This window comes from Pseudomonas zanjanensis, assembly GCF_014268745.2.
Classification (GTDB): domain Bacteria; phylum Pseudomonadota; class Gammaproteobacteria; order Pseudomonadales; family Pseudomonadaceae; genus Aquipseudomonas; species Aquipseudomonas zanjanensis.
Map to the genome: position 1 here is coordinate 2,663,421 of NZ_JABWRB020000001.1, position 23,861 is coordinate 2,687,281.

Consider the following 23,861-nt stretch of genomic DNA (forward strand, 5'->3'; position numbering starts at 1 on the left):
GAGGCCGGCCCATCCAACATCTTCATCGACTGTGACACCGCCTTCGCGAGCAGGCTCGCTCCCACAAAAAAACAGGTCACGCCAGGAAGGAATAGACCAGCGCGGTAATCGCCACCAACCCCACCAACATCACAAAGACATTGGAAGCCTGACCGCGATAGCGGGCCATGGCCGGGACTTTGCGGATGGCATACATCGGCATCAGGAACAGAATGGCCGCGATAACCGGGCCGCCCAGGGTTTCGATCATGCCCAGGATGCTCGGGTTGAGGGTGGCGACGATCCAGCACACCACCAGCATGAACGCTGCGGTGAGGCGGTCCAGGGTCTTGGGGGCCGGGCGGCGGCCGCTCTTGACGATCAGGCCCTTGAGGCCTTCGCTGGCGCCGATGTAGTGCCCCAGGAACGATTTGGAGATGGCAACAAACGCAATCAGCGGCGCGGCAAAGGCGATGGTCGGGTTGCTGAAGTGGTTGGCCAGGTACGACAGGATCGACAGGTTCTGCGCCTTGGCCTCGGCCAGTTGCGCCGGGGTCAGGGTCAGCACGCAACTGAACACGAAAAACAACACCATCACCACCATCAGCACATGGGCGCGCGACAGGATCTGCGAACTGCGTTCCTCGGCGTTATCGCCATAGCGACGCTTCTGGTCCACCGCAAACGCCGAGATGATCGGCGAATGGTTGAACGAGAACACCATCACCGGGATTGCCAGCCACAAGGTATGCAACAACGCCGACGGTGCAGGCGGCGTCGACGCCGTGGTCAGGATGCCGCCGCTCCAGTGGGGAATCAGGAACACCGCAAGAAATAGCAGCGCCACGATGAACGGATAGACCATCAGGCTCATGGCCTTGACGATCGCCTGCTCGCCGCAGCGGACCACCGCCAGCAGGCCCAGGATCAGCACCAGGGACAGCACGACCCGAGGAGGCGGCTGGATGTGCAACTGATGCTCCAGGAAACTGCCCACCGTGTTGGTCAGCGCCACGCTGTAGATCAGCAGGATCGGGAAAATGGCAAAGAAGTACAAAAGCGTGATCAGCGCGCCGGCCTTGAGTCCGAAATGCTCCTCAACCACCTCAGTGATGTCCGCGCCATCACGACCGGACAACACGAAACGGGTCAGGCCCCGGTGGGCATAAAACGTCATGGGGAACGCCAGCAACGCCAGGATCAGCAGCGGCCAAAAACCGCCCAGGCCCGCGTTGATCGGTAAGAACAGAGTGCCTGCACCGATGGCGGTGCCAAACAGGCCCAGCATCCAGGTGGTGTCGTGGCGACTCCATTGGCTGAGGGTGGCTGGGACTGTCGTTTCAAAGCGCTCTTCGACGCTATTGGCCTGATCATTCATCCGGTCGGATCTCCGCTTTCCGGTCACATGCACCCGGTCAGGACGAGTCGGAAAACCCCGACAGGCAGCGCCCTGGCCGAAACAGGGGCGCGATTGTCCGGGATTAGCGAGCAGAAGCAAAGACTTAGCTGAGGAGCGGTTATGCGGATCAGATGGCTGTCATAAAAATGGTCCCCGTATTTCCCTGTCTTCCTGTCTTCCTGTCTTCCCTGTGGGAGCAAAGCTTGCTCGCGATAGCGCAAGATCAGTCGACATTTATGCTGAAGGTGCCATCGCCATCGCGAGCAAGCTTTGCTCCCACAGACAAGAGGATCCAAAAATGAATCCAAAAAGCCCAAGCTCCCCCTGCCCCCGACTCCTACAATCAGGTTGAATACCTGATGTTCGACAAAGCGCCCACAGGAGCCCAGCATGACCGCAACCGTTCTGGTACTGGTTGAAACCGTCAATGAATACCTGCCGATTCTCGAGCGGCAGGGTTACCACTTGGAATTGGCGCCCACGCCGGCCGAACGCAAGACCGCGATCTTCGAACACGGTGAACGCTTCAGCGCAGTGCTGACCCGTGGCCCCCTGGGTTTGACGGCGGAAGAAATCGCCGCCCTGCCCAACCTGCAGATCATCTGCGTGATCGGCGCCGGCTACGAGCAGGTAGACCTGCAGGCCGCACGCAACCGGGGCCTCGTGGTGACCAACGGCGCCGGGGTCAACGCGTCGTCGGTGGCCGACCATGCCATGGCGCTGCTGCTGGCGCTGGTGCGTGACATTCCCCGGGCCGACGCGAGTGTGCGCCGGGGCGAGTGGGCCAAGGTCATGCGCCCCTCCCTGGCCGGCAAGCGCCTGGGTGTGCTGGGCCTGGGCGCGGTGGGCATGGCGATCGCCAAGCGGGCCGCCCTCGGCTTCGACATGAACGTCAGCTACCACAATCGGCGGATGCGCAACGACGTGCCGTACACCTTCTGCGCCACGCCCACGGAACTGGCCCGGGTCTCGGACTTTCTGATCGTCGCCACGCCCGGCGGCCTGGACACCCGGCAATTGATCAACAAACAGGCCCTTGATGCCCTGGGCCCCCATGGTTTCCTGGTGAACATCGCTCGCGCCAGCGTGGTCGCCACCACCGACCTGATCCACGCCCTGGAACATCGACGGATCGCCGGAGCCGCCCTGGACGTGTTCGACCACGAGCCCGAAGTGCCAGACGCGCTGAAACACCTGCCCAACGTCGTGCTGACTCCCCATGTGGCTGGCCTGTCGCCGGAAGCGACGCGGGGCACGGTGGAGCTGGTGGGCCAGAACCTGAACGCATTCTTTTCCGGCAAACCGGTGCTGACGCCGGTGCCGCTACCCGACCCGCAGCCTTAAAGCACCCCTAGCAGGGTCCACAACCGCCGGGACTCGGCATCGGCACTGATCAGTTCACCCAACAGCTCGCTCAGCGGCTTGTTGCCCCACTCCACCCCGCGCCGGATCAGGTAGGGCACCGGGCTGTGGGGCTCGGTGCGGGCCAGGTAACCGGCGATCACCAGCAACTGCCGGTAGGCCTCTTCACGATTGGCCGGCTCCTGGAAGACCTGGGCCACTGCCGCCTGTGGCTGGGATGTCGGTGACGTAGCCGCCGGGTCCGTTTGCACCGGCACGACGGTGGGTTGCTGTGGGTGCATCGCGATGAACTCCTCTACCAGTGTCAGCAACGCCTGCATCACGTCCTGCAAGGATTTGTAACCCGGCGCCAGGTTGCCCAGGTAAGCGTCGCTCCAGGCTTCGAGCCGTTGCAGGTGCTGCAGGCTCAACATCAGGCTGCCCTGGCGATGCAACCAGAACGACAAGGGTGTGCCGCGAATCAGTTCGCTGAGTTTCTTGTGATCGTTGCGCGCCGCTTCCGCCGAGGCCTTGGCGTTCTTGCTGTCGTTGACCAATACCTGCTGGCGCTGCAAGCGTTGCCAGTCGTCCAGGCAGAAACTGGCAAACGTCGGGTCCCGGCCATCGAGCAATGGCACCCGCGTCAGTAGCACTTCGCTGTAGCGACGGGCCAGCCACTCCAGCGGAATCACCCGCCACGACTGGTCGCCTTCGTCGGCTTGAGGGTGCAATTGCTCCGGGTAGCGCTCGCACAGCCCCGCCACCAGCGCCAGGCTGCCCGGCAATCCCTCCAGCCCGGCCATGTGCAGCCAGGCCTCCCCCAGCCAGGCGCTGATCATCAGGTCCTTGCTGCGCTCCAGCAGCAGCGTGCTCGCGAGCCGCTCCAGGTCCGGCCACAGGGCACGCTTGATCGAAGACTGCCACACGCCGGTGGGCAGGCTGGTGTCGTCCTCCCGACGCAATTCGCGCAACTGATCGTATTCCGGTTCGTAGCGCAGGTCCTGGCCACAGGGCGATTCGGCGCTGATCGGCTCAAGCAACTGAGTGACCCGTTCCGGCAAAGGCGATATCGGCAAGCTCACAGGCCCTCCTCACGGGTGGCGATGGCGGGGCTCGATGAGGTCGCCATGAAGGGTGAACGGGGGGCCCGCGTCGGCAGCGGCGGGATCGACAACGGCAGCTTGGAGCCCTGGCTCATCAACGACAGGCGCACGAACATCAGTGTCCGCTCCGCCGTGCGCGCCTGGGTCTGGGCGGTGACTGGCAATTGCAGGGCCAGGGGAAAATCGGTGTAGTCGACGTTCGGCTGGCGCTGGGCTGACGCCTGGTTGCGCATCAACCGCAGCAATGACCAAGGCCCTTGGTATTCCCAGCCCGCCTCCAGGTCGCGCACCACCAGGTTCGGTTGCAAGGGGTCGTTGGCCGGACGCTGGTAACCGTTACGGGCCCAGCGTAAGGTCAGGCTCACGGGCTGACCCACCATCCACCGCAGGTTCTGCTGGCCACCGCCGGGGTAGCGGATCTGCTGGTTGCCGGCGTTCAGGCCCCAGGCGATTACCTGGTCGGCGCCGCGTTCCTCATCACGATCGGTCCGCCAGCGCACGTCCATCTCCACGCCAAGAATGCCGCTCTTGTCCCGTACGAACAGCGGTCCGAGCCAGGTCCCGGCCTGTTTCAAACGGTTGAGGAAATCCTCGGCCGCGAGCCGCTCCGGCGCCTGACTCAACGCCAACCCGGCCTGGGCCAGGGGCAGGCGTGAGTCGATCAACGCCAGCAAGTGCTGGACCCGCGCCGGGTCGGCATCGCTGGCCCGCACATCCTGGGCAAACGGAAAGCGCCCGGCCAGGTATTGATTGAAATAGTTGGCCAGGTCATTCCAGGCGGTCGCCGCCTGGTCCTGCTGCAAGTACAGGCAGCGCTGCAGGGCGCCCTGCTGCAAGGCAATCGTGCGCTGGGCCAGGTCACCGCGCCCGCTGGGCAGGCTGGCGGTCTGCAAGATCTGCGCGCAGGACGCGGTGTCCATGGCGATAAAGTCGCGGCTCACCAATTGCTCCAGCTGGGCCGCCGAGCTGGCCGGGTTCTGGTTCTTGTACTTGAGCAATTCATCGTTGAGGGCCATGAAGCGCGCCACCTGGTCATGCTCCAGGGCCGACAGGTTGTCCTGCTGGACGATCAGCCATTCCAAGGCAGGCATTCGCTGCTCGGCGGCCTGCAGCATCACGCCGAATTGCTGGCTCAGGCTCAGCTTCAAGTCTTGTGGATCGCTGGCACCGTAGAGCTGCAAGCCGAAGTTCTTCGAACCGTCCCAGCGTTGGATATCGGCCCGCTGGCTGAACAGCGGCTGGGCATCGATTTCGTCCAGGCCACTCTTGATCTGCGCCAAGGCCCGGCGATTGAGCAGACGCTGGAAGCGGATCGCCAGGTCGCCGCGGTGCACATCCATGAAGGCTTTTTGCAGTGCCACGGCCTGGGCCGTCTGCACATTGAAGCCCATGCCCGGCAATGACGCGTCGCTTTCATCCAGGCTCAGCCACATGGCCCGTGCCGCAGCACCTTCGGCGGCCTGCATCAGCGCGTCACGGTAATCCGGCGGAATGCGCGGCAGCTCCTCACTGGCATAGCTCTTGTAGCTGGCGAAGTAGTTCAGGGCGACGCTGAAGTCATCGCTGCCATCGCCCTGGCCCATCGCATCGGGGTTGCTGTCCGACGGATCCTTCTGCATCGCCAACGCCACGAAATCGCGCTTGAACAGTGCCTGCACCGCACCGTCCAGCGCCGTGACATGGTCTTGCAAGACCAGCAGGCCGCTGCCCTGTTGCACCAACAGGTTGTCCCGGGAACCGGTCTGGACAATCCACTGATCACGAAAACTCTGCTGCAACTTCGCCGCCTGGCTCTCCAGGTCCTGTTCGATATCCGGCCCCAGCAAAGCGCTGTGGCTGACCTTGTCGAGCATCTGGCTGTAACCGGGCACCAGGTCCTGGCCCTTGCCTCGACCCCAGGCGGAATTGGTCAAGCTGACCAACGTCTGTAAATCGTCGATCAGCGCCATCAGGTCTTCAAGTTCACTCAAGGAGTTGCCACTGCCGGCCTCCAGCCGTTGCAGGTGCAGCTTGAGGTAACCGGCCTGGCGCACGAAGTTGTCCGCCAGGAAGTAATGGTCCAGCCAGCGCTGCATCAGGCCGGTGAAATTATCGGAGATCACTGGGCGAGCAGCGTTCAGATCCAGCCCTTTCAAGTCGCTGTTCTGGGCGTCGAACAGCACCCGGTTGTAGAAATGTGCGCGGCTCAAGGTGCCGGTGTTGAGGCCCAGGGACAAGGCGGTGTTGCTCAGTTGCACCAGTTCGTCCAGGGGCGCCTTGGGATCGTTCACCACCTGGCTGAACAGTTGGTTGTGCTGTTCCAGGCGTACCGCCAGGTCCACCAGCGCCTTGGCTTTCACGTAGCTCTGCCATTGCGCCGGGTCTTCGCTCTCGACGTTGCCCCGCCGCTCGGTGTTACGGATGGACTTGAGTTGTTCCAGGTCTGAGTTGAGCAGGTCCCGCAGCGGCAATATCCAATGATGCCGTGCGGTCAGGCGCAAGCCATTCTCCAGTTGCGTGTCCACGGAAGAGAACCACGAAGTCGGAAAGACCACCGAGACGAAGCGCCAGCGCGGGGCTTTTTCCAACACGTTCCAATAGTTCTGCACGTTGTGCCGGGTCGGCTCCAGTTGCGGCTCGTCGGCGTCAACCACGAGGTGGTTCTTATGGGCGCTGAGGATCAACCGCGACAGTCCCTCGGCTTCCTCCACTGAATCGTGCCAGACCCAGACCATGCTCCCCAGCCATACCAGCCCTACCACCATTGCCACCACCGCGACCCACCGATGCCCGCGTTGGCGCAAGCGCAACAGCCGTGGCACCGGCTGGGCCAGGCCCCGTTCGGCCACCAATCGCCGCGACCACAACTGCCGGGCGAACACGGTTTGCCGCTGGGCGTTGTCAGAGGCGGTGAACCCGTCGCCGCTGAGGGAAGGTGCCTGGCTGGCGGTGAAATACACCCCACGAAAACGCGGTGCCTCGCCTTGGGCATTGCCCTGGAATACCGGCTCCAGCAGGATCTGCAAAGCCCGCCGCAAGCCTTCGAAACGCTCCGGCAAGCCATAAAGATCGGTACTCAGTTGCCCCGACAGCGCACCGATCTCGATGATCGACTGCGACAGCGCGGCGTTGACCTGGTCCAGGGCCTGGTCACTCCACTGCGACTGCCACGCCGCGTCCGGCAAATACGGCGACGACCAGCCCAGCATCGACTCGCGCGCCTCGGCGGGCAGCGCGCTGACCAGTTCCTGGAACCCGGGCAGTTCTTCCATCCCGGTGATCACGACATACACTGGCAGGCTGAGGCCGAAGCGTTGCAACAGATCGATGAAACAGCGCCGGACCTTGAGGCTCAGCTCGGTGGTGTGTTCGATGTCATCGAGGGTGCTGAACGGCACGGTCCAGATCACCGCATCCAATGGCCGCTTGCTGCGCAAGCGCAACATCAGCCCGAGCAGGCGCCACCAATTGCCCCGTTGCCGGTTCATGCCCTCATCGGGCAGAAACAGCGCCTGGGGCACCACCAAGGCCGCGCCGTCGGCATCGCAAAACCAGCGCCCGAACCAGGCCGCCTTCTCGGTCGGTTGCAAGCGCCACTGGGCGCATAACTGGGCACCGTCGGTCTCGTTGCCGAGCATCATCAGCCAGGGCATCTGATAGCGGTCGCGAGTGCCCTGCTCCTGCTCCATGTGGCGCACCGCCCCATAGAAACTGCGGATCGCCGCCCCGCCCTGGGTCCGCAGCCACCAGACCAGGGCCGCAATCAACAGCACCACGACAACGGCGAGCAACACCAGGGCAACGAGACTGAACAGGCTCATGAGTCCTGCTCCTGGACCACCGACTCGCCCAGTTGCAGCACGGGTTCGAGTTCCAGGCGAATGTCACGCCAGAACACCTGTCCCAGACCGGTGAGCAACAACACCATCGCCAGGATCGCCAACCCCAGCCGCAAGCCGTCCGGCAACGACTGCTGCACCGGCATCCGCACCGGCGGCACCGCCGAAGACAGCGCCAGGCGCTGGCTGACATCGACATAATCGGCCTCGTGTTGCCAGGCGAAGGTGAACAGCGCCCCGCGCCACTTGGCCTGCTGGAGCTGGCCGGGTTCGCCACGCAATCGCCCCTGGAACCCGAGGATCAGGCATTGCAGGTAGACATTCGCCAGGTCCCGGGTGCCGGGCATCTGCTCATCCAGCAATTTCTTGATCGCCGCCGGCAAGCGCTCGCCGGCCTGGCGACTGGCGTACATGCGCGATTCGAGGGGGTGCTGCTGCCAAGCCAATTGCCCAGGCCAGGGGCTGAACAGCAGGGTTTCGTCCACCAACGCCACGAAGGCATAGACCAGCGCCTTGACCTGCTCGGTGGCCGCATCGCCGACAGTGGCGAAGGCTACCCGCCACAGACGCTGGGCACTGCGCCCGGAAAACTCCACCACCCGATTGACCAACACCGCAGGGTCGCTGTCCTTGGGCAAGTCCTGCCATTCCTGGGACCACTTCAGCCAGGCCTGGCGAAAAGCGCTGCTCAGCGGCGCCTCATGCAGACTCCGAACCGCCCCGCCACTTCCGTCTGGCATACGACTCCCCTCTGCGATCAGGCACTTTCACCGGCTTGCGCCACGAACAACACCACCTGCCACGGGCTGCTGGCCTGGGCCGATGCCGGGGCCACAATGTGCAGCGGCAATTGCCCGTCGAACCATTGCCCGCTGGCGGCCACCACGAACAGACGGGTGTCGTCGCCGACGCTGTAGGCCACCTGTTCGTTGCGGCTCATGGCCTGGTGGGGCAAACCGCTCATGCGTTGCCGGCTCAGCAGCGGGACGTGCCGTGCCGACGCGATGATCGCCCCGCGCAACCAGTCGGCCGCCGCTTGCTCGCTGGCGCCGTTGGGCATGCGCAGGCCGATCACCAGGCGTTGATCCGGTTGGTCGTCCGGCAATTGGATCGAGAAGACCTGCTCGTTGCGCTCGAAGGCCAGGCTGCGATAGCCGGCGCGGACCAGCTCCAGGGTGGTTTCCAGCCAGTCGAGCAGCGGCTCGTAACCACGCTGCAACTCGAGAAAATCCAGCGGCGCGAAGGCCGGGACGCCTGCCAGCGGATCGAGGGCCGACCAGCTCCCGGCCAGCCCCAGCAGCAGCCCGTAGAGTGCCTGGGGCGTCGCCACCCGGGTGGTCAACGCCCCTTCGACTTCCGGCAAGCGCGCCCACAAGGCGGTCAATTGCCGGCGGATTTCCATGGCGTCGTCCTGGTTGCCAGCCGCCTGGGCCTGGCGCAAGCGACCGGCGAGGAACATGCATTTTTCCCGAGCCCTGGCGCACACCCCGGCGACCCGCCGACCGAGGACCGACTCCGGCAACAGGACCGGCGTCGGCGGCGTGTACGGCACGCGCCAGAAACCGCCGCCCTCCTTGCGGATGCGCAGCAGCGGCAGGCAGATCGAATCGGCCTTGCTCAGTTGCGTGCACAGCCTCGGGTTCGGTCGCCAGACGGTGATTGACTCGGGAAACTCGCCGCTCGTGAGGTCTGGCAGCGCTTCGCCGACCACCGATTGCATGCGCCCCTTCAGCGGCAGCAGTTGGCCGGCGCGCCACAACGGGCTGACAGCCAGGTAAACGGTCACGGTGGCGTCGTCGGTCTTATCGATGGCCTCGCTGATGTCCAGCTCCAAGGTCGGCCCGACGCCCGCCTGCAGATTGACCGGCAAACCGTCCGGCAAAGTGCCTAGCAATTGCAGCAGTCGAACCTGGCCGGCGCTGAGGGCCGACGGGTCGACTTCCAACTGGCTGACGCCCCAGAACCAAGGGTTGCAAGCCCCAGCGAAATGCGCAGCCAAGGCCTCGGCGCGCAACCCCTGCAATTGAAAATGCTGGGGCAGCAATTGCATGCCCTCATGCCAGCACACCGCGTCAGGTAACAGACTCATACGACTCCCTTCGACATTCCAATGTCGCCGCGCAAGGCGGCCCGCGGTTCACTCAAGGCTGGCTGTCATCGCGCTGGCCATCGTTGACCAGGGTCATCTCGCGACTGTCGAACTTCAGCCAGGCCTTGCGCTGATCGTCCAGCCGAAGCCGGTGGGCTCCGGGAGTGTTATAGCTGGCGAAGACCAAAAGTCCAGCGGCGCGCCGGCCCTCCAACGGGAACGGTTGACGGTCGATGAATTGCCCCGGAACCAGCTCCAGCCCCCACACCGACATGAGTTGACGATAGTCGCGCTGGAACTGTTCGCGCTCGGCGAACCATTGGCTGGCGGTGATGCCCGACAGCTGCTTGAGCAGGTCCGGGTCGTTCACCGCGATGAAATCCACCGCGATCGGCGTGTCGTCGTTGGCGCCGGAAGCGACGTCCAGGGTCAAGCTGTCGAGGTCGACACTGGGGGCGAAGAGCGAGCAACCGGAGAGTGCCAGGCTCAAAAAAAATCCATAAAAAAACCCACGCAAAATGAATCTTCCTTTTCTCAGCGGTCAAAAATTGTTTTTGCTTGCTTTTTTATAGACCTGTTCTAGCGTCTTGGATAGTTCGACCCACACGGTTGAATGGACCAGGTTCGTCAAGGGAATGACAGGTTTTCTGCCGCCCATTTGCAACCTGCGGATCAGCAAGGGAATGCGATGAGCGGGACTCCCGATGCATTGCTCCCACACATGCATCGGAGTCGGCCGCCATGGCAGAAAGTACCCAGCACAAGCTCGACAGAGTCCGCCCTCCCCGCGTCCAGATCACCTACGACGTGGAAATTGGCAACGCCATCGAGAAAAAAGAATTGCCACTGGTCGTCGGCATTCTGGCCGACCTCTCGGGCAAGCCGTTGGACCCGCTGCCCAAGCTCAACGAGCGGCGTTTCACGGAAATCGATCGGGACAATTTCAACGAGGTGCTCGCCTCCATCTCCCCCCGCGCCACGCTGCAGGTGAACAACACCCTCAGCGGCGACGACAGCAAGCTCAACATCGAGCTCAACTTCCGCCACATCGACGACTTCGACCCGGTGAAGGTCGTGGAGCAGGTCACGCCGTTGCGCCGTTTGTTCGAAGCGCGCCAACGCCTGCGGGACTTGCTGACCAAGCTCGACGGCAACGACGACCTGGACAAATTGCTGCGTGACGTGATCGCCAATACCGAAGGCCTGCAGGAGATCAAATCGGCCCGGCCCCAGGACGCGACGCCAGAGCTGCCGACCGTCGCCGCCAACGATGATCCTGCCCCGGCCGAGCCACAGGCCTGATCGCGCGCCTCATTCAAGGGAGATAAAGCCATGCCTGCTTCATCCAGCGCTCAAACCAGCGAGAGCACGACCCAGACCCTGTCCCTGCTGGACAAGATCATCGCCGAAGGCCGCATGGCCCACGACGACAGCCAGCAAGACTACGCCCGCGACATGCTGGCCGAATTCGCTACCCAGGTCCTCGACGAAGGCATGGCCATCGACAAGGACACCGTGGCGATGATCAACGACCGCATCAGCCAGATCGACCAGTTGATCAGCGCCCAGCTCAACGAAGTGCTGCACCATCCCGAACTGCAGAAGCTCGAAGCCTCCTGGCGCGGGCTGCACCTGCTGGTGCAGAACACCGAAACCAGCACCCGGCTGAAATTGCGCCTGCTCAACGTCACCCAGAAAGAACTGCAGAACGACCTGGAAAAAGCCGTCGAATTCGACCAGAGCGCGCTGTTCAAGAAAATCTACGAAGAAGAATACGGCACCTTCGGCGGCCACCCGTTCAGCCTGCTGGTGGGTGACTACACCTTTGGCCGGCATCCGCAGGACATCGGCCTGCTGGAAAAACTCTCGAACGTCGCCGCCGCCGCGCACGCCCCGTTCATTGCCGCTGCCAGTCCGCGGTTGTTCGACATGACCAGCTTCACCGAACTGGCGATCCCCCGGGACCTGTCGAAGATCTTCGAGAGCCAGGAACTGATCAAGTGGCGCGCCTTCCGCGAAAGCGAAGACTCGCGCTACGTGTCCCTGGTGCTGCCGCACTTCCTGCTGCGCCTGCCCTACGGCCCGGACACGTTGCCGGTGGAGGGCATCAACTACGTCGAAGACGTCAACGGCACCGACCACAGCAAATACTTGTGGGGCAATGCCGCCTGGACGCTGGCGCAACGCATCACCGAAGCCTTCGCCAAATATGGCTGGTGCGCGGCGATTCGCGGGGCCGAGGGCGGGGGCGCAGTCGAAGGCTTGCCGGCCCATACCTTCCGCACCAGTTCCGGCGACCTGTCGCTCAAATGCCCGACCGAAGTGGCGATCACCGACCGCCGTGAAAAAGAACTCAACGACCTGGGATTCATCTCCCTGTGCCACAAGAAAAACAGCGACGTGGCGGTGTTCTTTGGCGGCCAGACCACCAACAAGGCCAAGGTCTACAACACCAACGAGGCCAACGCCAACGCGCGGATCTCGGCGATGTTGCCGTATGTGCTCGCGGCTTCGCGTTTCGCCCATTACCTGAAGGTGATCATGCGCGACAAGGTCGGCAGCTTCATGACCCGCGACAACGTACAGACCTACCTCAACAACTGGATCGCCGACTACGTGCTGATCAACGACAACGCGCCGCAAGAGATCAAGGCGCAGTATCCGTTGCGCGAAGCCCGGGTGGACGTCACGGAGGTGGCCGGCAAGCCTGGGGCCTACAAGGCCACGGTGTTCCTGCGGCCGCACTTCCAATTGGAGGAGTTGACCGCCTCGATCCGCCTGGTGGCGACGTTGCCACCACCGGTAGCTGCCTGACCAATAAAACCTTGGCGAGAACGCTTGTTGTGGCGAGGGGATTTATCCCCGTTGGGGCGCGAAGCGGCCCTGAATACCAGCAACCCGGTGTGTCAGGCAGATTGAGCTGACTGCTTAGGGGGCTGCTGCGCAGCCCAGCGGGGATGAATCCCCTCGCCACAGGTCCGGCATTGAACATCTCATTCGTCTTCTTCAGGAGTTCCACACAATGGATGCAATCATTCTCGACCTCGGCGGCGACATCAAGGGCGACAGCCTGCTGGAGGGGTTCACGGACAAGATCGAGGTCATGTCCTACAGCCATAACGTGGCCATGCAGGTCACCAACGACGTCAGCAACTCGGAGCGCACCTCCGGCCGGCCCCACATCGGCGAATTCACCCTGACCAAATTCATCGACAGCTCCACCCCGTCGCTCAACGAATATTGCTGCGCCGGCAAGCCCATCCCGCAAGCCGTCGTCACCATCGGCCGCAACGCCGCCGAAGGCAGCGGCCAGATCATGCCCTTCATCGTCTATACCCTGACCAATGTCGTGCTGTCCAACGTCAGTGTCAGCGGCGGCACCGGCGGTAAACCCGTGGAAACCCTGTCGCTGAATTTCACCAAGATCAAATGGGAGCTCACCGCACAGAAAGACGACGGCACCAAAGAAGGCACGGCCGGCACGACCTGGGACCTGGCCGCCAACAAAATGACCAAGTAAGGAAGCCGTGCCCATGGCTGGCTTCGGGCTGCGCCCGCCCCTGTTCGAACGCCTGGCCAGCCCGGCGGACGATACCGGGCGGGCGTTCGACCGACAGGCGCTGCAAGACTCGGTGCACGCCGAGCTGTCGCGCCTGTTCAATACCCGTCGCGGCCCACGGACGCTGACCGAACCCCCGAGCATCCTCGACTACGGCATCGCCGACTGGACCGCGCTGCAACAACAGCGCAGCGATGACCGGCGGCAACTGACCCGGGAAATCCGCCAGGCCATCACTCACTTCGAACCGCGCCTGCGCCTGGGCGACGTCGAAGTCTGCCCGGTGCCGGGCCATCCGCAGCAACTGTGCATACGGCTGTCGGGCGAGCTGCGCGGCGACCTGCACGCCTGGCCCGTGGCCTTTGTCATCGAGCACGCCGGCGACGGCCTTGAGGTGCGCCATGAGCGACTCGATTGACCCGCAACTGCTGGACTATTACCAACGCGAACTGACCTGGTTGCGTCACGCCGGGAACCTGTTCGCCGAGCGTTATCCCAAGGTCGCCCGGCGCCTGGAGCTGTCCCCCGGCGAGTGCCCCGACCCCCATGTCGAGCGCCTGCTGGAAGGGTTCGCCCTGCTGGCCGCGCGCTTGCAACGGCGGCTGGACGACGACTACGCCGAATTCAGCGATGCCCTGCTCGAACAGCTTTACCCGCTGGCCATGCGGCCCTTGCCGTCGTGCGCCATCGTGCAGTTCGAACCCGACCCGAGCAAAGGCAACTTGAACGAGGGCTATCCGCTGCCCCGCGATACGCCGCTGTTCGTCACCACCGACAAAGGCCAGAGCATTCACTTTCGCACCACCGCCGCTGTCCATTTGTGGCCGGTACAGGTCAGCGAAGCATTGCTGCTGGGCAGCGATGAAGCCCAGGCATTGACCGGCGTGGTCCAGGCCCGCTCGGCCTTGCGCCTGGAATTGCGTTGCCTGGGGGAAAGCCAGTGGCCAACGCTGGGGATCGACTCGCTGCGGGTGCACCTGGCGGCGTCACCGATGATCAACGCCGGGCTGTACGATCTGCTGGGCGCTCACGCCATCAAGGTCTTGGCCGGCGCGCCGGGAAGCGTGCCGGAACCGTTGGCTGGCCTGCCGCAGATCGTCGGCTTCGCCAGCGACCAGGTCTTGCTGCCAGACGAAGACGGCGTGCACCCGGGCATGCGCCTGCTGGCCGAATACTTTGCCTTTCCGGATAAATTCAGCTTCTTCGACCTGCCCCTGGCCGGCGCCACCAGTGACAGCCAGTCCTTGTACCTGTACATCGTATTCGACCGCGCGCCCAGCAGTCGCCTGCCGCTCCAGGCCAGCGACATCGCCTTGGGCTGCACGCCGGTGATCAACCTGTTTCCCCGCACGTCCGAACCGCTGCGCCCGGACGGCACCCGTAGCGAGTACCGGCTGGTGGCCGACAGTCATCGGGAAAACAGCGTCGAGATCCACAGCATCCGGGGCATGCGCGCCATCTCCAGCCAGGGTGTGCGCAAAGTGCCGGCCTATTACGGCAGCCAGCATGGCAACGAGCAAACTTGCTACTGGCATGCGCGCCGGGTCAGCGGCATGAGCCCGAACCGACTGGGCACCGACTTGATGATCAGCCTGGTGGACACCCAGTTCGACCCGCTGGCCGACACTCGCGACTACAGCCTCACCGCCGAACTGCTGTGCACCAACCGCCACCTGGCCCAAAGCCTGCCGGCCGGCACGCCCCTGGGTTTCGAGCGCCCGGGGCCGGTGGCCTGGGCGCGCCTGCGCAACCCACCCAGCCCGCAAAGCCTGCCGCGCCTGGACGGTGAATCGCGCTGGCGGCTGGTGTCGCAACTGACCCTCAACCATCTGTCACTGGTCGAAGGCCCCCAGGCACTCGACGCACTGCGCGAGATTCTCGAGTTACACAACCTGCGGGATGAGGCCAGTGCTCACCGTCAGATCGGAGGGGTTGCGGGACTGGGCTGCGATCGGGTCATCGCCCATGTTGGCGAAGACGCCTGGCGCGGTTGGCGAAACGGCCTGGAGGTGCGCCTGCAACTGGATCCGCAACACTTCGTCGGCAGCAGCGCGGTGCTGTTCTCCGGGGTGCTGGCGCAGTTCTTTTCCCTTTACGCCACCGCCAATCGCTTCGTGCGCACCGTGCTGGTCCAGTCCGACAAGGAGGTGAAGACATGGCAACCCCAAGCCGGCAAACCCCTGGTGCTCTGAACCTGAGCGAACGGTTGCGGCGCGACCCGCAACGCTTCGAATGGCTCCAGGCCTTGCTGTTGCTCGAACGCGAACATCCCCAGGCCGAACCCCTGGGCAGCGGCACCGCGCCGCATGCCGAAGCCTTGCGCCTGCGTGGGCCGTTGACGCCGCTGTTCGCCGCCAGTGAAGTGGAGAGCCTGGGCCAGGAACCCGGCCTGCCGCCCACGTTGACCACACCGATCTTCGGCCTCGGTGGCCCGGACGGTCCGCTGCCCTACGCCTACCAGGAATGGCTACAACAACGGGCGCGGGCGAAGGACCACGCCCCGGCGGAATTCCTCGACCTGTTCCAGCATCGCCTGCTCAGCCTGCTGTACAAGGTGATGCGCAAACATCGCATCGCCCTCGGTTTCACGGCGCCAGGCGCGTCCGCCGTACACGCGCAACTGCGCGCGTTGACCGGCCTGTTGCCCAAGGCCTTGCAGGAACGCCAGGCCGCACCTGACTCGGCGGTCCTGGCCTGCACCGCGCTGTATGCCGATGGCCGGCGCTCCCTGGAGGGGTTCGCGGCGATTGTCCGTGAACAGTTCGGCTTGCCCGTGGAGCTGAGCGCCTACGCAGGTGGCTGGCGTGAGATCCCGCCGGCCAGCCGTAGCCGCTTGCAACCGGGTGGGCGCAACCTGCGCCTGGGTCGCAACGCCGTGGCCGGCACTCGGGTCTGGGACGAACATGCCGGCGTGCGCCTGACTCTCGGCCCGCTGAGCACGGCCCAGGCCAGTGGATTGCTGCCCACCGGGGAAGCCCATCCGTTGCTCGCCAGCCTTTTTGCCTTGTATTTCGGCCCTGACCTGGATTGCACCCTGGCGCTGCTGATCCGCGGCGCCGGCCCACTGCAACTGGACCGTCAGGCCGCGCCACGGTTGAACTGGAACGGTGGCCTGCAACGCCAGCCAACCCTCGCCGTGCAACGGATCGAAACTCGCCTTCGCCAGCCGGAGATCGCCTGAAATGGAACTGGCCAGCCTGATCGGACGCCTCAACCCGGACAACCGCCGCGCCCTGGAACGGGCGGCACAACGCTGCCTGCAGCGCAGCCACCATTACGTGGAAATCGAACACTTGTTATTGGAGTTGCTCGACATCGAGGGCGGTGACTTCGCCTGCCTGCTGCCGCGTTTCGGCCTGGAACGTGACGCGGTGGCAACGGAAACCAACAAGGCCCTGGACCTGTTCAAATCCGGCAGCACCCGTACGCCCGCCCTGTCGGCGCAAACCATTGGCCTGCTGGAAGATGCCGTGGTCCAGGCCAGTGTGCTGGGCCTGGACAGCATCCGCTCGGGGCTGTTGCTGCTGGCCCTGCTGGACCGTGACGAGCGCCGCAGCCTGTTGCTCAACAGCGCCTCGTCGTTGCTGCGTATTCCCCGCGATGCCCTGCGCGCCCATCTATTGGAATGGACCGACAGCTCCCGTGAACATGTCGGTGGCGTGCGCACGGCCAAACCCGGCGAGGTCCCCCAGAAACAGGACCCGGTGCTGGACCAGTACACCCAGGACCTGACCGCCGACGCCCGCAACGGCCGCATCGACCCCATCGTCGGCCGCGACGGCGAGATCCGCCAGTGCATCGACATCCTCCTCAGGCGCCGGCAGAACAACCCGATCCTGGTGGGCGCGCCGGGGGTCGGCAAGACCGCCGTGGTGGAAGGCCTGGCCCTGCGCATCGCCGCCGGGGATGTGCCGCCGTCGTTGCAGGAAGTCACCCTGCGCGTACTCGACCTGGGCCTGTTGCAGGCCGGCGCCGGGGTCAAGGGCGAGTTCGAGCAGCGCCTCAAGGGCGTGATCGACGCGGTACGCAGCGCCGAAAAGCCGATTATCCTGTTCATCGATGAAGCCCACACGCTGATCGGCGCCGGCGGTGCGGAGGGCGGCAGCGACGCGGCCAATCTGCTCAAGCCAGCCCTGGCCCGGGGCGAACTGCGCACCCTGGCCGCCACCACCTGGCTGGAATACAAGAAATACTTCGAGAAAGACCCGGCCCTGGCCCGCCGCTTCCAACTGGTTCAAGTCGAGGAGCCGGACGAACTCACCGCCGTGGAAATGCTCCGGGGCGTGGCGAGCAAACTGGAACAGCACCACGGCGTGCAGGTGTTGGACGCTGCCATCCACGAGGCGGTGAAGCTGTCCCACCGCTACATCTCCGGGCGCCAGTTGCCGGACAAGGCCATCAGCGTGCTCGACACCGCCTGCGCCCGGGTTGCCCTCGGCCAGCACGACGTGCCGCCGCCGCTGGAAAGCCTGCGCCACCGGCAGAACAGCCTCAAGGATGAAGTCGAACGCCTGCGCCGGGAACAGGCCACCGGTCTGGATCATCGCGAGCGCATCACCTTGCTGGAAAGCGAATCGACCAGCAACGTGCAGGCCATCCGCGAGCTGGAAATCCGCTGGGGCGAAGAGCGCGAAGCCGTGCGCGAACTGCTCGACACCCGGCGCGAACTGCTCGCCCTGAGCGAACGCGCCGACAGTGAAAAAGCCGACACCGAGATCGATAATCGCATTGATCACCTGGCCGCCGAACTGCTGCGCCTGGAGGCGGGCCTGGATGCCATTCGCCAGGACGATCCGCTGGTGCCCGAACAGGTGGACAGCAAGACCGTCGCCGCCGTGATCGCCGGATGGACCGGTATCCCCGTGGGCAAGATGCTCGCCGATGAAGCCCATGCCGTGCGCACCCTCGGCCAGCGCATGGGCCAGCGAGTCATGGGCCAGGGCACGGCGCTGAACACCATCGCCCAACGCCTGCAAGCCTACCGCGCCGGCCTTACCGACCCGCAGAAACCGGTCGGCGTGTTCCTGCTGGTGGGCCCCACTGGCGTGGGCAAGACCGAAACCGCCTACGCCCTGGCCGATGCCTTGTACGGCGGTGAGCGCAACCTGATCAGCATCAACCTCTCGGAGTATCAGGAAGCCCACACCGTCAGCCAACTCAAAGGCGCCCCGCCCGGCTACGTCGGCTACGGCAGCGGCGGCGTGCTCACCGAAGCGGTGCGGCGCAAACCCTATTCCGTGGTGTTGCTGGATGAAATCGAGAAGGCCCACCCGGACGTGCTCGAAGCTTTCTACAACGTTTTCGACAAAGGCCTGATGGAAGACGGCACCGGCCTGGTGGTGGATTTCAAGAACACCGTGATGCTCGCCACCAGCAACGTCGGCGCCGAACTGCTTTTGGACACGCCAGTGGCGCAACTGGGCAGCGACGCCTTCAACGAAGCCTTGCACAAGGTGCTGCTGCAAGCGTTTCGCCCGGCGTTTTTGGCGCGCATGACGGTGGTGGCGTACCGGCCGCTGGATGAAGCGACGCTGGAAGGGATTGTGTTGGCGAAGTTGGAGAAATTGCGCGGGCGCTATAAGGCGGCGACGGGCAAGCAGTTCGAATTCGATGCGGGAATCGTCAAGGCTGTGTTGGCCAAGTGCAGCGCGGCGGGGGCACGGGATGTCGAGAATGTGTTGATGACGCAGGTGACGGGGAAGTTGGCGGAGTGGGTACTTGAGTAAGGAGCAGGCTCATGCGAATCGGTAGCTTCAACGTTGAAAAAAACGGCAAGTCTTCCACCCTGGAAAAGCAAACCCAAGTAGACATCTTTCTCTACAACTGCTGCTCCAGTAACTACTGGGATGCGGACATCGTGTTCTTGTGTGAAATACATTCGGCACAAATCGACAACTACCGCTCGAACCTGGCGGCCATCTATAAGAATTACAGTGTCTATGCGTTTACGGGCGGCTACTCTAACGCCTACATCGTCATGGTCAAAAGCTTTGAGCAATTGCAAGTGATCAGCCAAGGCAGTCTGTTTACCCTGAACCGGGACCTGATTGCGGTGGAGGCCAACGGTGTGAAGGGCTATACCGGCTACGTGTTCCTTGCGCACTTCAAGTCTGGCCAGAACGGCGTGACCAAGAGCCAACTGAAATCCTGCACAGCCCTGGGCGGGAAATGGGTCGCGACAGGTGACCTGAACCTGGATTATCAAAACGTAGGGCAGCTCGATACGGCGGGGCTTGCCTATGAGTGCTGGAACGGCCAGCAGACCCAGAGCAAGGGCGGCATTCTCGACTGGGTGCTGGCATCGGTGGACGTGAAGGTCGTGCCGGTCGACATCTCCGGACTTGCCCATGTGTTCGATATGTCCGGCCCCGATCATCGCCCCATCCTTTTCGATGTGACGAGCTGAACGACAACGGTCGCCGTTTTTCACGCCCTGCCGAGGACGCTTGATGCCCCGCTCCACCGACAGCAACACCACCCTTTCCCTCAGTGCCAGCTCGCTGTCGGCGCTGTACCCTGAGGCACTGTCCGGCGAAGAACGCCTCAATGCCTTGGGCTCGCATATCCTCACCGGCATCAACGACGGCGCCTCGCTGGACCTCACCACGGCCGTCGCCAGCCATGTCACCACGACGCTGCACAAGGACGCCTTGCTGCGCCCCCTGGATTGGCTGGTCGCCGAAATCCGCCAACTTCCCGCCGATGCCACCGCCGAGCGCTATCAACTTTTGCTCCGGCCATGGCTTTGGTGGCTGAGCCTGGCCAGCAACAACCGAGTGTTCCAGAACCTCGCCACGTCGGACATCGTCACGACGATTTTCAAGGCCCACGGCTTCACCGATTTCCAACTCAAGCTCACCGGTAGCTACACCCCTCGCGAATACTGCGTGCAGTACGGCGAAACCGACCTGGTCTTCGTCTCACGCCTGATGGAGGAAGACGGGATCTTCTGGTTCTTCAGCCATGAAGACGGCAAGCACACGCTGGTTCTGGCCGACAGCAACGACGCCTTCGCGCCCATCCCCAATGGGCCGACGGTGAACTATCTCGGGCAAAAAATGGGCGAGCGGGAACTGCACGGCATCCGTTCGGGGCAGGTGTGCCTGCAAGCGGTGGCCGGGGTGTACCAGGCCACCGATTATGAGTTCACCACGCCGACCACCTCGCTCTTCAGCCAGGCCGAAGCCATGGCCGGGCCGAGTTCGATGTATGAGCATCCGGGCGGCTACACCGCCAAGGCCCAGGGCGATGCGCTGACCAAACAGCGGGTGGACGGGCTGCGCAGCCAGGAGAAACGTTTCGTTGGCGAAAGCGATTGCCGCTGGCTGGTGCCGGGGTATTGGTTCACCCTCGCCGGCCATGAAGACACGACGTTGAATATCGATTGGGTGGTGACGTCGGTCAGCCATGAAGCCAGCCACGACAGCTATCGCAACCGCTTCGAAGCGATCCCCAAGGCCACGGTTTATCGACCGGCCCGCATCACGCCAAAACCGCGCATGCACACCCAGACGGCCGTGGTGGTGGGCAAGGCCGGCGAAGAAATCTGGACCGATGAATACGGCCGGATCAAGTTGCAGTTCCCCTGGGACCGCACCGGCAAGAACGACGAGACCTCCTCCTGCTGGGTGCGTGTGGTCTTGCCCTGGAGCGGCAAGGGCTTCGGCATGCAGTTCGTGCCGCGCATCGGCCAGGAAGTCATCGTGACCTTCATCGACGGCGACCCGGATCGGCCCCTGGTCACCGGTTGCGTGTACAACGGCGACAATGCCCTGCCCTATGCCCTGCCGGCGAACCAGACCCAATCCGGGATCAAGACCAACTCGTCCAAGGGCGGCGGCGGTTTCAACGAGCTGCGCTTCGAAGACAAGAAGGACGCCGAAGAGGTGTTTCTCCAGGCTCAGAAAGACTTCAAGATCAACGTGCTCAACGACACCACTGCCACCGTCGGCCACGACGAGACCCTCACGGTGCAGAACGCCCGCACCCGCACGGTGAAGGACGGCGACGAAACCGTCACCCTGGAGAAGGGCAAGCGCAGCGTGACCATCCAGACCGGCAGCGACAGCCTCGACGTGAAGGACACCCGCACCGTCACCGTGGGCTCGGACCAGACCCACAGCACCGGTGGCAACTACGACCAGAAGGTCACCGGCAACTACAGCCTGACCGTGGACGGCAACCTGACCATCAAGGTCAGCGGCACCCTGACCTTGCAAAGCGGCGGCAGCTTCGCCATCAAGAGCGGCGCGGACCTGGCGGCCCAGGCCAGCACCTCCATCAGCCAGAAAGCCGGCACGGCCCTGAGCAACCAGGCCGGGACATCCTTGGAGAACAAGGCTGGCACCACCCTCACCAACGACGCCGGCATCAGCCTGGTGAACAAGGCGGCCGCCGAACAGACCGTGGACGGCGGCGGCATGCTGACCATCAAGGGTGGCCTGGTGAAGGTCAACTGATGGGAACGCAACGATGACCACGAAAAGACTGGACCTGGAACGTGGCGACAGCCGGCTGGACGGGCAACTGGTCGATGGCCGGCTCGACGGCCCGCTGCAGATCGAAGAAGCCCAACGTCCGCAAGCGAAGCTCAACTACAGCCAAGGTGAACTGCAAGGCACCAGCACCTTGTATCACCCGAATGGCAAGGTCTCGGCGGTCTTGCCGTTCGTAAAGGGAAAGTTGCAAGGCGTGGCGAGCTTTTACGCAGCCGAAGGCGGCTTGCAACGCCAGGCCACGTATCGCCGCGGGTTGTTGCACGGTGAGGCGAACAACTACTTCCCCGACGGGCAACTGGCTGAAGCGCAGGTCTATCGCGACGGCGTGCGCGATGGCCGCTATCGCCGCCTGCACCCCAACGGCAATCTGGCGGTCGAAGCCCGCTACCTCAACGGCCAACTGCTGGAACCGGCCCAGGCCTACGCCGACGACGGCCGGCCCCTGGACGCCGAGGGCAAACCCATCTCCCGGCTGCGCTGGTGGTTCAAGCGCTGGAACGACCCCGCATAAGCCTGCTGTGGGAGCGAGCTTGCTCGCGATGGCGCCAGCCCAGACAACGCTGCCCCCGTGGCGAGGGAGCTTGCTCCCGCTCGGCTGCGCAGCAGTCGTAAACCAACCAATGCGGTGCTGTAGACAGACTGAGGGCCCGCTTCGCAGGCCAGCGGGAGCAAGCTCCCTCGCCACAGGGAATTGGGTTGGCTTGGAGTGCAAGCGTTAGGGCTGAGCGGCCTGTGGTGAATGGGCGATCGCCATCGCGAGCAAGCTCGCTCCCACAAGGGTCCTGTGGTGAATGCAAAGCTCATGAACACATCCAGACCCTTTGGCCCTGAGCTGAATGCAACATTCATGAACACTACAGATCCCCTGTGCGAGCCTGCTCGCGATGGTGGCGGGTCAGTTTGCATCCATAGCGCCTGTGCCGCCCTCACCCCGGCACACTGGATGCCCATACCTTTTGCTGGGGTCAATCACGCTAAAGCGCCTGCGCAACATACCCACGTATGGTATCGAGCGCGGTTCGACGGGATGCAGACTCGTTCTCCAGCGACACCCCTTTCTCATGCCGAGAGAGGCGGTGCTCGCCCAAGCCTTGACCCAAGCCATCGGAGAACGACCATGACCACGCATTTGAACGCCCCTGCCGCCCAGGATGGAATGCATCCGGATCCAACCATGAGCTTGCACGTGACCTCGTACGAGGAGTTGGTCCCTTCGCGCTACGCCCTGAAGATTGGCGAGATCGACGTGCTGGTGGTCAGCGATGGGGTACTGCCGCTGCCGACCTCGACGATGTCCACCAATGCCGATCCAGCCGCCCGCGCGGCCTGGTTCAAGGAAATGTTCCTGGGCCCGGACGCCTTCGATTGGGCGTTGAACGTGCTGGTGGTGCGCAGCGGCGAGCAGACTATCCTCGTCGATGCCGGGCTCGGCGGCCAATTCCCCGGCTTCCCGCGCGCCGGGCAGTTTCCCAAGCGCCTGGCCGCCGCCGGTATCGACCTGGGGTCGGTGACCGACGTGGTGATTACCCACATGCACATGGACCACATTGGCGGGCTGCTGGTCGATGAGGTGAAGAGCCGGCTGCGTCCAGACCTGCGGATCCACGTGGCCGCGACCGAGGTGGCGTTCTGGGCCGAGCCGGATTTCACCCTCACCTCCATGCCCTCACCGGTGCCGGACGTACTGCGCGCCACCGCCGCGCAATTCATGAACGACTACCACGACAAACTGCGCACCTTCGAGGAAACCTACGAGGTCGCCCCGGGCGTGGTGGTCAAGCGCACCGGCGGCCATACCCCAGGGCACAGTGTGGTCCACGTAACGTCCGGCGAGGAGCGCTTGACGTTCGCGGGCGATGCCTTGTTCCCGGTGGCCTTCGACCACCCCGACTGGCAAAACGGTTTTGAACATGACCCTGAAGAATCGGTCCGTGTTCGGGTCCGCCTCATGCAAGAAGCGGCGGCATCCGGCGAGCTGCTGGTCGCTACTCACCTGCCGTTCCCCTCCGTTGGCCGGGTGGCGGTCAACGGTGACGCCTTTCGCTGGATAGCGGCCTTCTGGGACTACTGAGTAC

Annotated in this window: 18 protein-coding genes; 12 read left to right on the plus strand and 6 right to left on the minus strand. The window is 63.8% G+C overall.

Annotated features, from left to right (window positions below; genetic code table 11):
• Positions 1–76 precede the first annotated feature (76 nt).
• Complete coding sequence (locus HU715_RS11070; RefSeq protein ID WP_186704848.1) at positions 77–1,357, minus strand: serine/threonine transporter; 1,281 nt, start codon at positions 1,355–1,357, stop codon at positions 77–79.
• A 411-nt stretch (positions 1,358–1,768) separates the two neighbouring features.
• Here HU715_RS11070 and HU715_RS11075 point away from each other — a divergent pair, with 411 nt between their 5' ends.
• Positions 1,769–2,722 (plus strand): 2-hydroxyacid dehydrogenase, encoded by a 954-nt coding sequence (locus HU715_RS11075; protein WP_186704847.1) that lies wholly within the window; start codon positions 1,769–1,771, stop codon positions 2,720–2,722.
• Here the strand turns inward: HU715_RS11075 and tssA are convergent.
• Genes tssA through HU715_RS11100 form a run of 5 tightly spaced genes read right to left on the minus strand, consistent with a single transcriptional unit; the run spans position 2,719 to position 10,246 of the window.
• Positions 2,719–3,801 carry a type VI secretion system protein TssA gene (gene tssA, locus HU715_RS11080; RefSeq protein WP_186704846.1) on the minus strand — a complete coding sequence of 361 codons (1,083 nt, stop codon included), beginning with the start codon at positions 3,799–3,801 and terminating at the stop codon, positions 2,719–2,721. The two genes, HU715_RS11075 and tssA, sit on opposite strands and share 4 nt — an antisense overlap.
• Positions 3,798–7,622, minus strand: coding sequence for a type VI secretion system protein (locus HU715_RS11085; RefSeq protein ID WP_186704845.1), 3,825 nt, complete (start codon positions 7,620–7,622; stop codon positions 3,798–3,800). Before HU715_RS11085 ends, tssA begins: the two co-directional genes overlap by 4 nt.
• The gene (locus HU715_RS11090) at positions 7,619–8,380 is read right to left on the minus strand and encodes a DotU family type IV/VI secretion system protein (RefSeq protein WP_186704844.1); all 762 of its coding nucleotides are present in this window, start codon (positions 8,378–8,380) and stop codon (positions 7,619–7,621) included. The genes HU715_RS11085 and HU715_RS11090 overlap by 4 nt, the downstream gene beginning before the upstream one ends.
• Before the next feature lie 17 nt (positions 8,381–8,397).
• A complete protein-coding gene (gene tssK / locus HU715_RS11095; protein ID WP_186704843.1) occupies positions 8,398–9,729 on the minus strand; it encodes a type VI secretion system baseplate subunit TssK in 1,332 nt (443 codons plus the stop codon).
• A gap of 52 nt (positions 9,730–9,781) precedes the next feature.
• Positions 9,782–10,246: a type VI secretion protein gene (locus tag HU715_RS11100; RefSeq protein ID WP_186704842.1), complete on the minus strand. Its 465-nt coding sequence runs from the start codon at positions 10,244–10,246 to the stop codon at positions 9,782–9,784.
• 224 nt (positions 10,247–10,470) lie between these two features.
• Here HU715_RS11100 and tssB point away from each other — a divergent pair, with 224 nt between their 5' ends.
• The 11 genes from tssB to HU715_RS11155 all read left to right on the plus strand — a co-directional run bounded on the left by tssB (position 10,471) and on the right by HU715_RS11155 (position 23,857).
• Entirely contained in the window at positions 10,471–11,031 is a 561-nt protein-coding gene (gene tssB, locus HU715_RS11105; RefSeq protein ID WP_186704841.1) for a type VI secretion system contractile sheath small subunit, read from the plus strand.
• Between the two features lie 30 nt (positions 11,032–11,061).
• The gene (gene tssC, locus HU715_RS11110; RefSeq protein WP_186704840.1) at positions 11,062–12,543 is read left to right on the plus strand and encodes a type VI secretion system contractile sheath large subunit; all 1,482 of its coding nucleotides are present in this window, start codon (positions 11,062–11,064) and stop codon (positions 12,541–12,543) included.
• Positions 12,544–12,751: 208 nt separating this feature from the next.
• The gene (locus tag HU715_RS11115; RefSeq protein WP_186704839.1) at positions 12,752–13,249 is read left to right on the plus strand and encodes an Hcp family type VI secretion system effector; all 498 of its coding nucleotides are present in this window, start codon (positions 12,752–12,754) and stop codon (positions 13,247–13,249) included.
• Positions 13,250–13,262: 13 nt separating this feature from the next.
• Entirely contained in the window at positions 13,263–13,706 is a 444-nt protein-coding gene (gene tssE, locus HU715_RS11120; protein WP_186704838.1) for a type VI secretion system baseplate subunit TssE, read from the plus strand.
• The gene (tssF, locus tag HU715_RS11125; protein WP_186704837.1) at positions 13,690–15,480 is read left to right on the plus strand and encodes a type VI secretion system baseplate subunit TssF; all 1,791 of its coding nucleotides are present in this window, start codon (positions 13,690–13,692) and stop codon (positions 15,478–15,480) included. Before tssE ends, tssF begins: the two co-directional genes overlap by 17 nt.
• A complete protein-coding gene (gene tssG / locus HU715_RS11130) occupies positions 15,444–16,469 on the plus strand; it encodes a type VI secretion system baseplate subunit TssG (RefSeq protein WP_186704836.1) in 1,026 nt (341 codons plus the stop codon). Before tssF ends, tssG begins: the two co-directional genes overlap by 37 nt.
• Position 16,470: 1 nt before the next feature.
• Entirely contained in the window at positions 16,471–19,014 is a 2,544-nt protein-coding gene (gene tssH / locus HU715_RS11135) for a type VI secretion system ATPase TssH (protein WP_186704835.1), read from the plus strand.
• 11 nt (positions 19,015–19,025) lie between these two features.
• The gene (locus HU715_RS11140; RefSeq protein WP_186704834.1) at positions 19,026–19,694 is read left to right on the plus strand and encodes an endonuclease/exonuclease/phosphatase family protein; all 669 of its coding nucleotides are present in this window, start codon (positions 19,026–19,028) and stop codon (positions 19,692–19,694) included.
• Positions 19,695–19,737: 43 nt separating this feature from the next.
• Positions 19,738–21,747 carry a type VI secretion system tip protein TssI/VgrG gene (gene tssI / locus HU715_RS11145; RefSeq protein ID WP_186704833.1) on the plus strand — a complete coding sequence of 670 codons (2,010 nt, stop codon included), beginning with the start codon at positions 19,738–19,740 and terminating at the stop codon, positions 21,745–21,747.
• Between the two features lie 13 nt (positions 21,748–21,760).
• Positions 21,761–22,297, plus strand: a complete 537-nt coding sequence (locus HU715_RS11150) for a toxin-antitoxin system YwqK family antitoxin (RefSeq protein ID WP_186704832.1) — start codon at positions 21,761–21,763, stop codon at positions 22,295–22,297.
• A 606-nt stretch (positions 22,298–22,903) separates the two neighbouring features.
• Positions 22,904–23,857 (plus strand): MBL fold metallo-hydrolase, encoded by a 954-nt coding sequence (locus HU715_RS11155; RefSeq protein WP_186704831.1) that lies wholly within the window; start codon positions 22,904–22,906, stop codon positions 23,855–23,857.
• The last annotated feature ends 4 nt before the right edge of the window (positions 23,858–23,861 follow it).

Bases quoted from the DNA above. Each gene is read 5' to 3' on its own strand.
- HU715_RS11090 (WP_186704844.1), bottom strand. From the start codon at position 8,380: ATGCCAGACGGAAGTGGCGGGGCGGTTCGGAGTCTGCATGAGGCGCCG.
- HU715_RS11115 (WP_186704839.1), top strand. From the start codon at position 12,752: ATGGATGCAATCATTCTCGACCTCGGCGGCGACATCAAGGGCGACAGC.
- tssF (WP_186704837.1), top strand. From the start codon at position 13,690: ATGAGCGACTCGATTGACCCGCAACTGCTGGACTATTACCAACGCGAA.
- HU715_RS11150 (WP_186704832.1), top strand. From the start codon at position 21,761: ATGACCACGAAAAGACTGGACCTGGAACGTGGCGACAGCCGGCTGGAC.
- HU715_RS11085 (WP_186704845.1), bottom strand. From the start codon at position 7,622: ATGAGCCTGTTCAGTCTCGTTGCCCTGGTGTTGCTCGCCGTTGTCGTG.
- HU715_RS11070 (WP_186704848.1), bottom strand. From the start codon at position 1,357: ATGAATGATCAGGCCAATAGCGTCGAAGAGCGCTTTGAAACGACAGTC.
- tssG (WP_186704836.1), top strand. From the start codon at position 15,444: ATGGCAACCCCAAGCCGGCAAACCCCTGGTGCTCTGAACCTGAGCGAA.
- HU715_RS11075 (WP_186704847.1), top strand. From the start codon at position 1,769: ATGACCGCAACCGTTCTGGTACTGGTTGAAACCGTCAATGAATACCTG.
- tssB (WP_186704841.1), top strand. From the start codon at position 10,471: ATGGCAGAAAGTACCCAGCACAAGCTCGACAGAGTCCGCCCTCCCCGC.
- HU715_RS11140 (WP_186704834.1), top strand. From the start codon at position 19,026: ATGCGAATCGGTAGCTTCAACGTTGAAAAAAACGGCAAGTCTTCCACC.
- tssE (WP_186704838.1), top strand. From the start codon at position 13,263: ATGGCTGGCTTCGGGCTGCGCCCGCCCCTGTTCGAACGCCTGGCCAGC.
- tssC (WP_186704840.1), top strand. From the start codon at position 11,062: ATGCCTGCTTCATCCAGCGCTCAAACCAGCGAGAGCACGACCCAGACC.
- tssH (WP_186704835.1), top strand. From the start codon at position 16,471: ATGGAACTGGCCAGCCTGATCGGACGCCTCAACCCGGACAACCGCCGC.
- tssI (WP_186704833.1), top strand. From the start codon at position 19,738: ATGCCCCGCTCCACCGACAGCAACACCACCCTTTCCCTCAGTGCCAGC.
- tssK (WP_186704843.1), bottom strand. From the start codon at position 9,729: ATGAGTCTGTTACCTGACGCGGTGTGCTGGCATGAGGGCATGCAATTG.
- HU715_RS11155 (WP_186704831.1), top strand. From the start codon at position 22,904: ATGACCACGCATTTGAACGCCCCTGCCGCCCAGGATGGAATGCATCCG.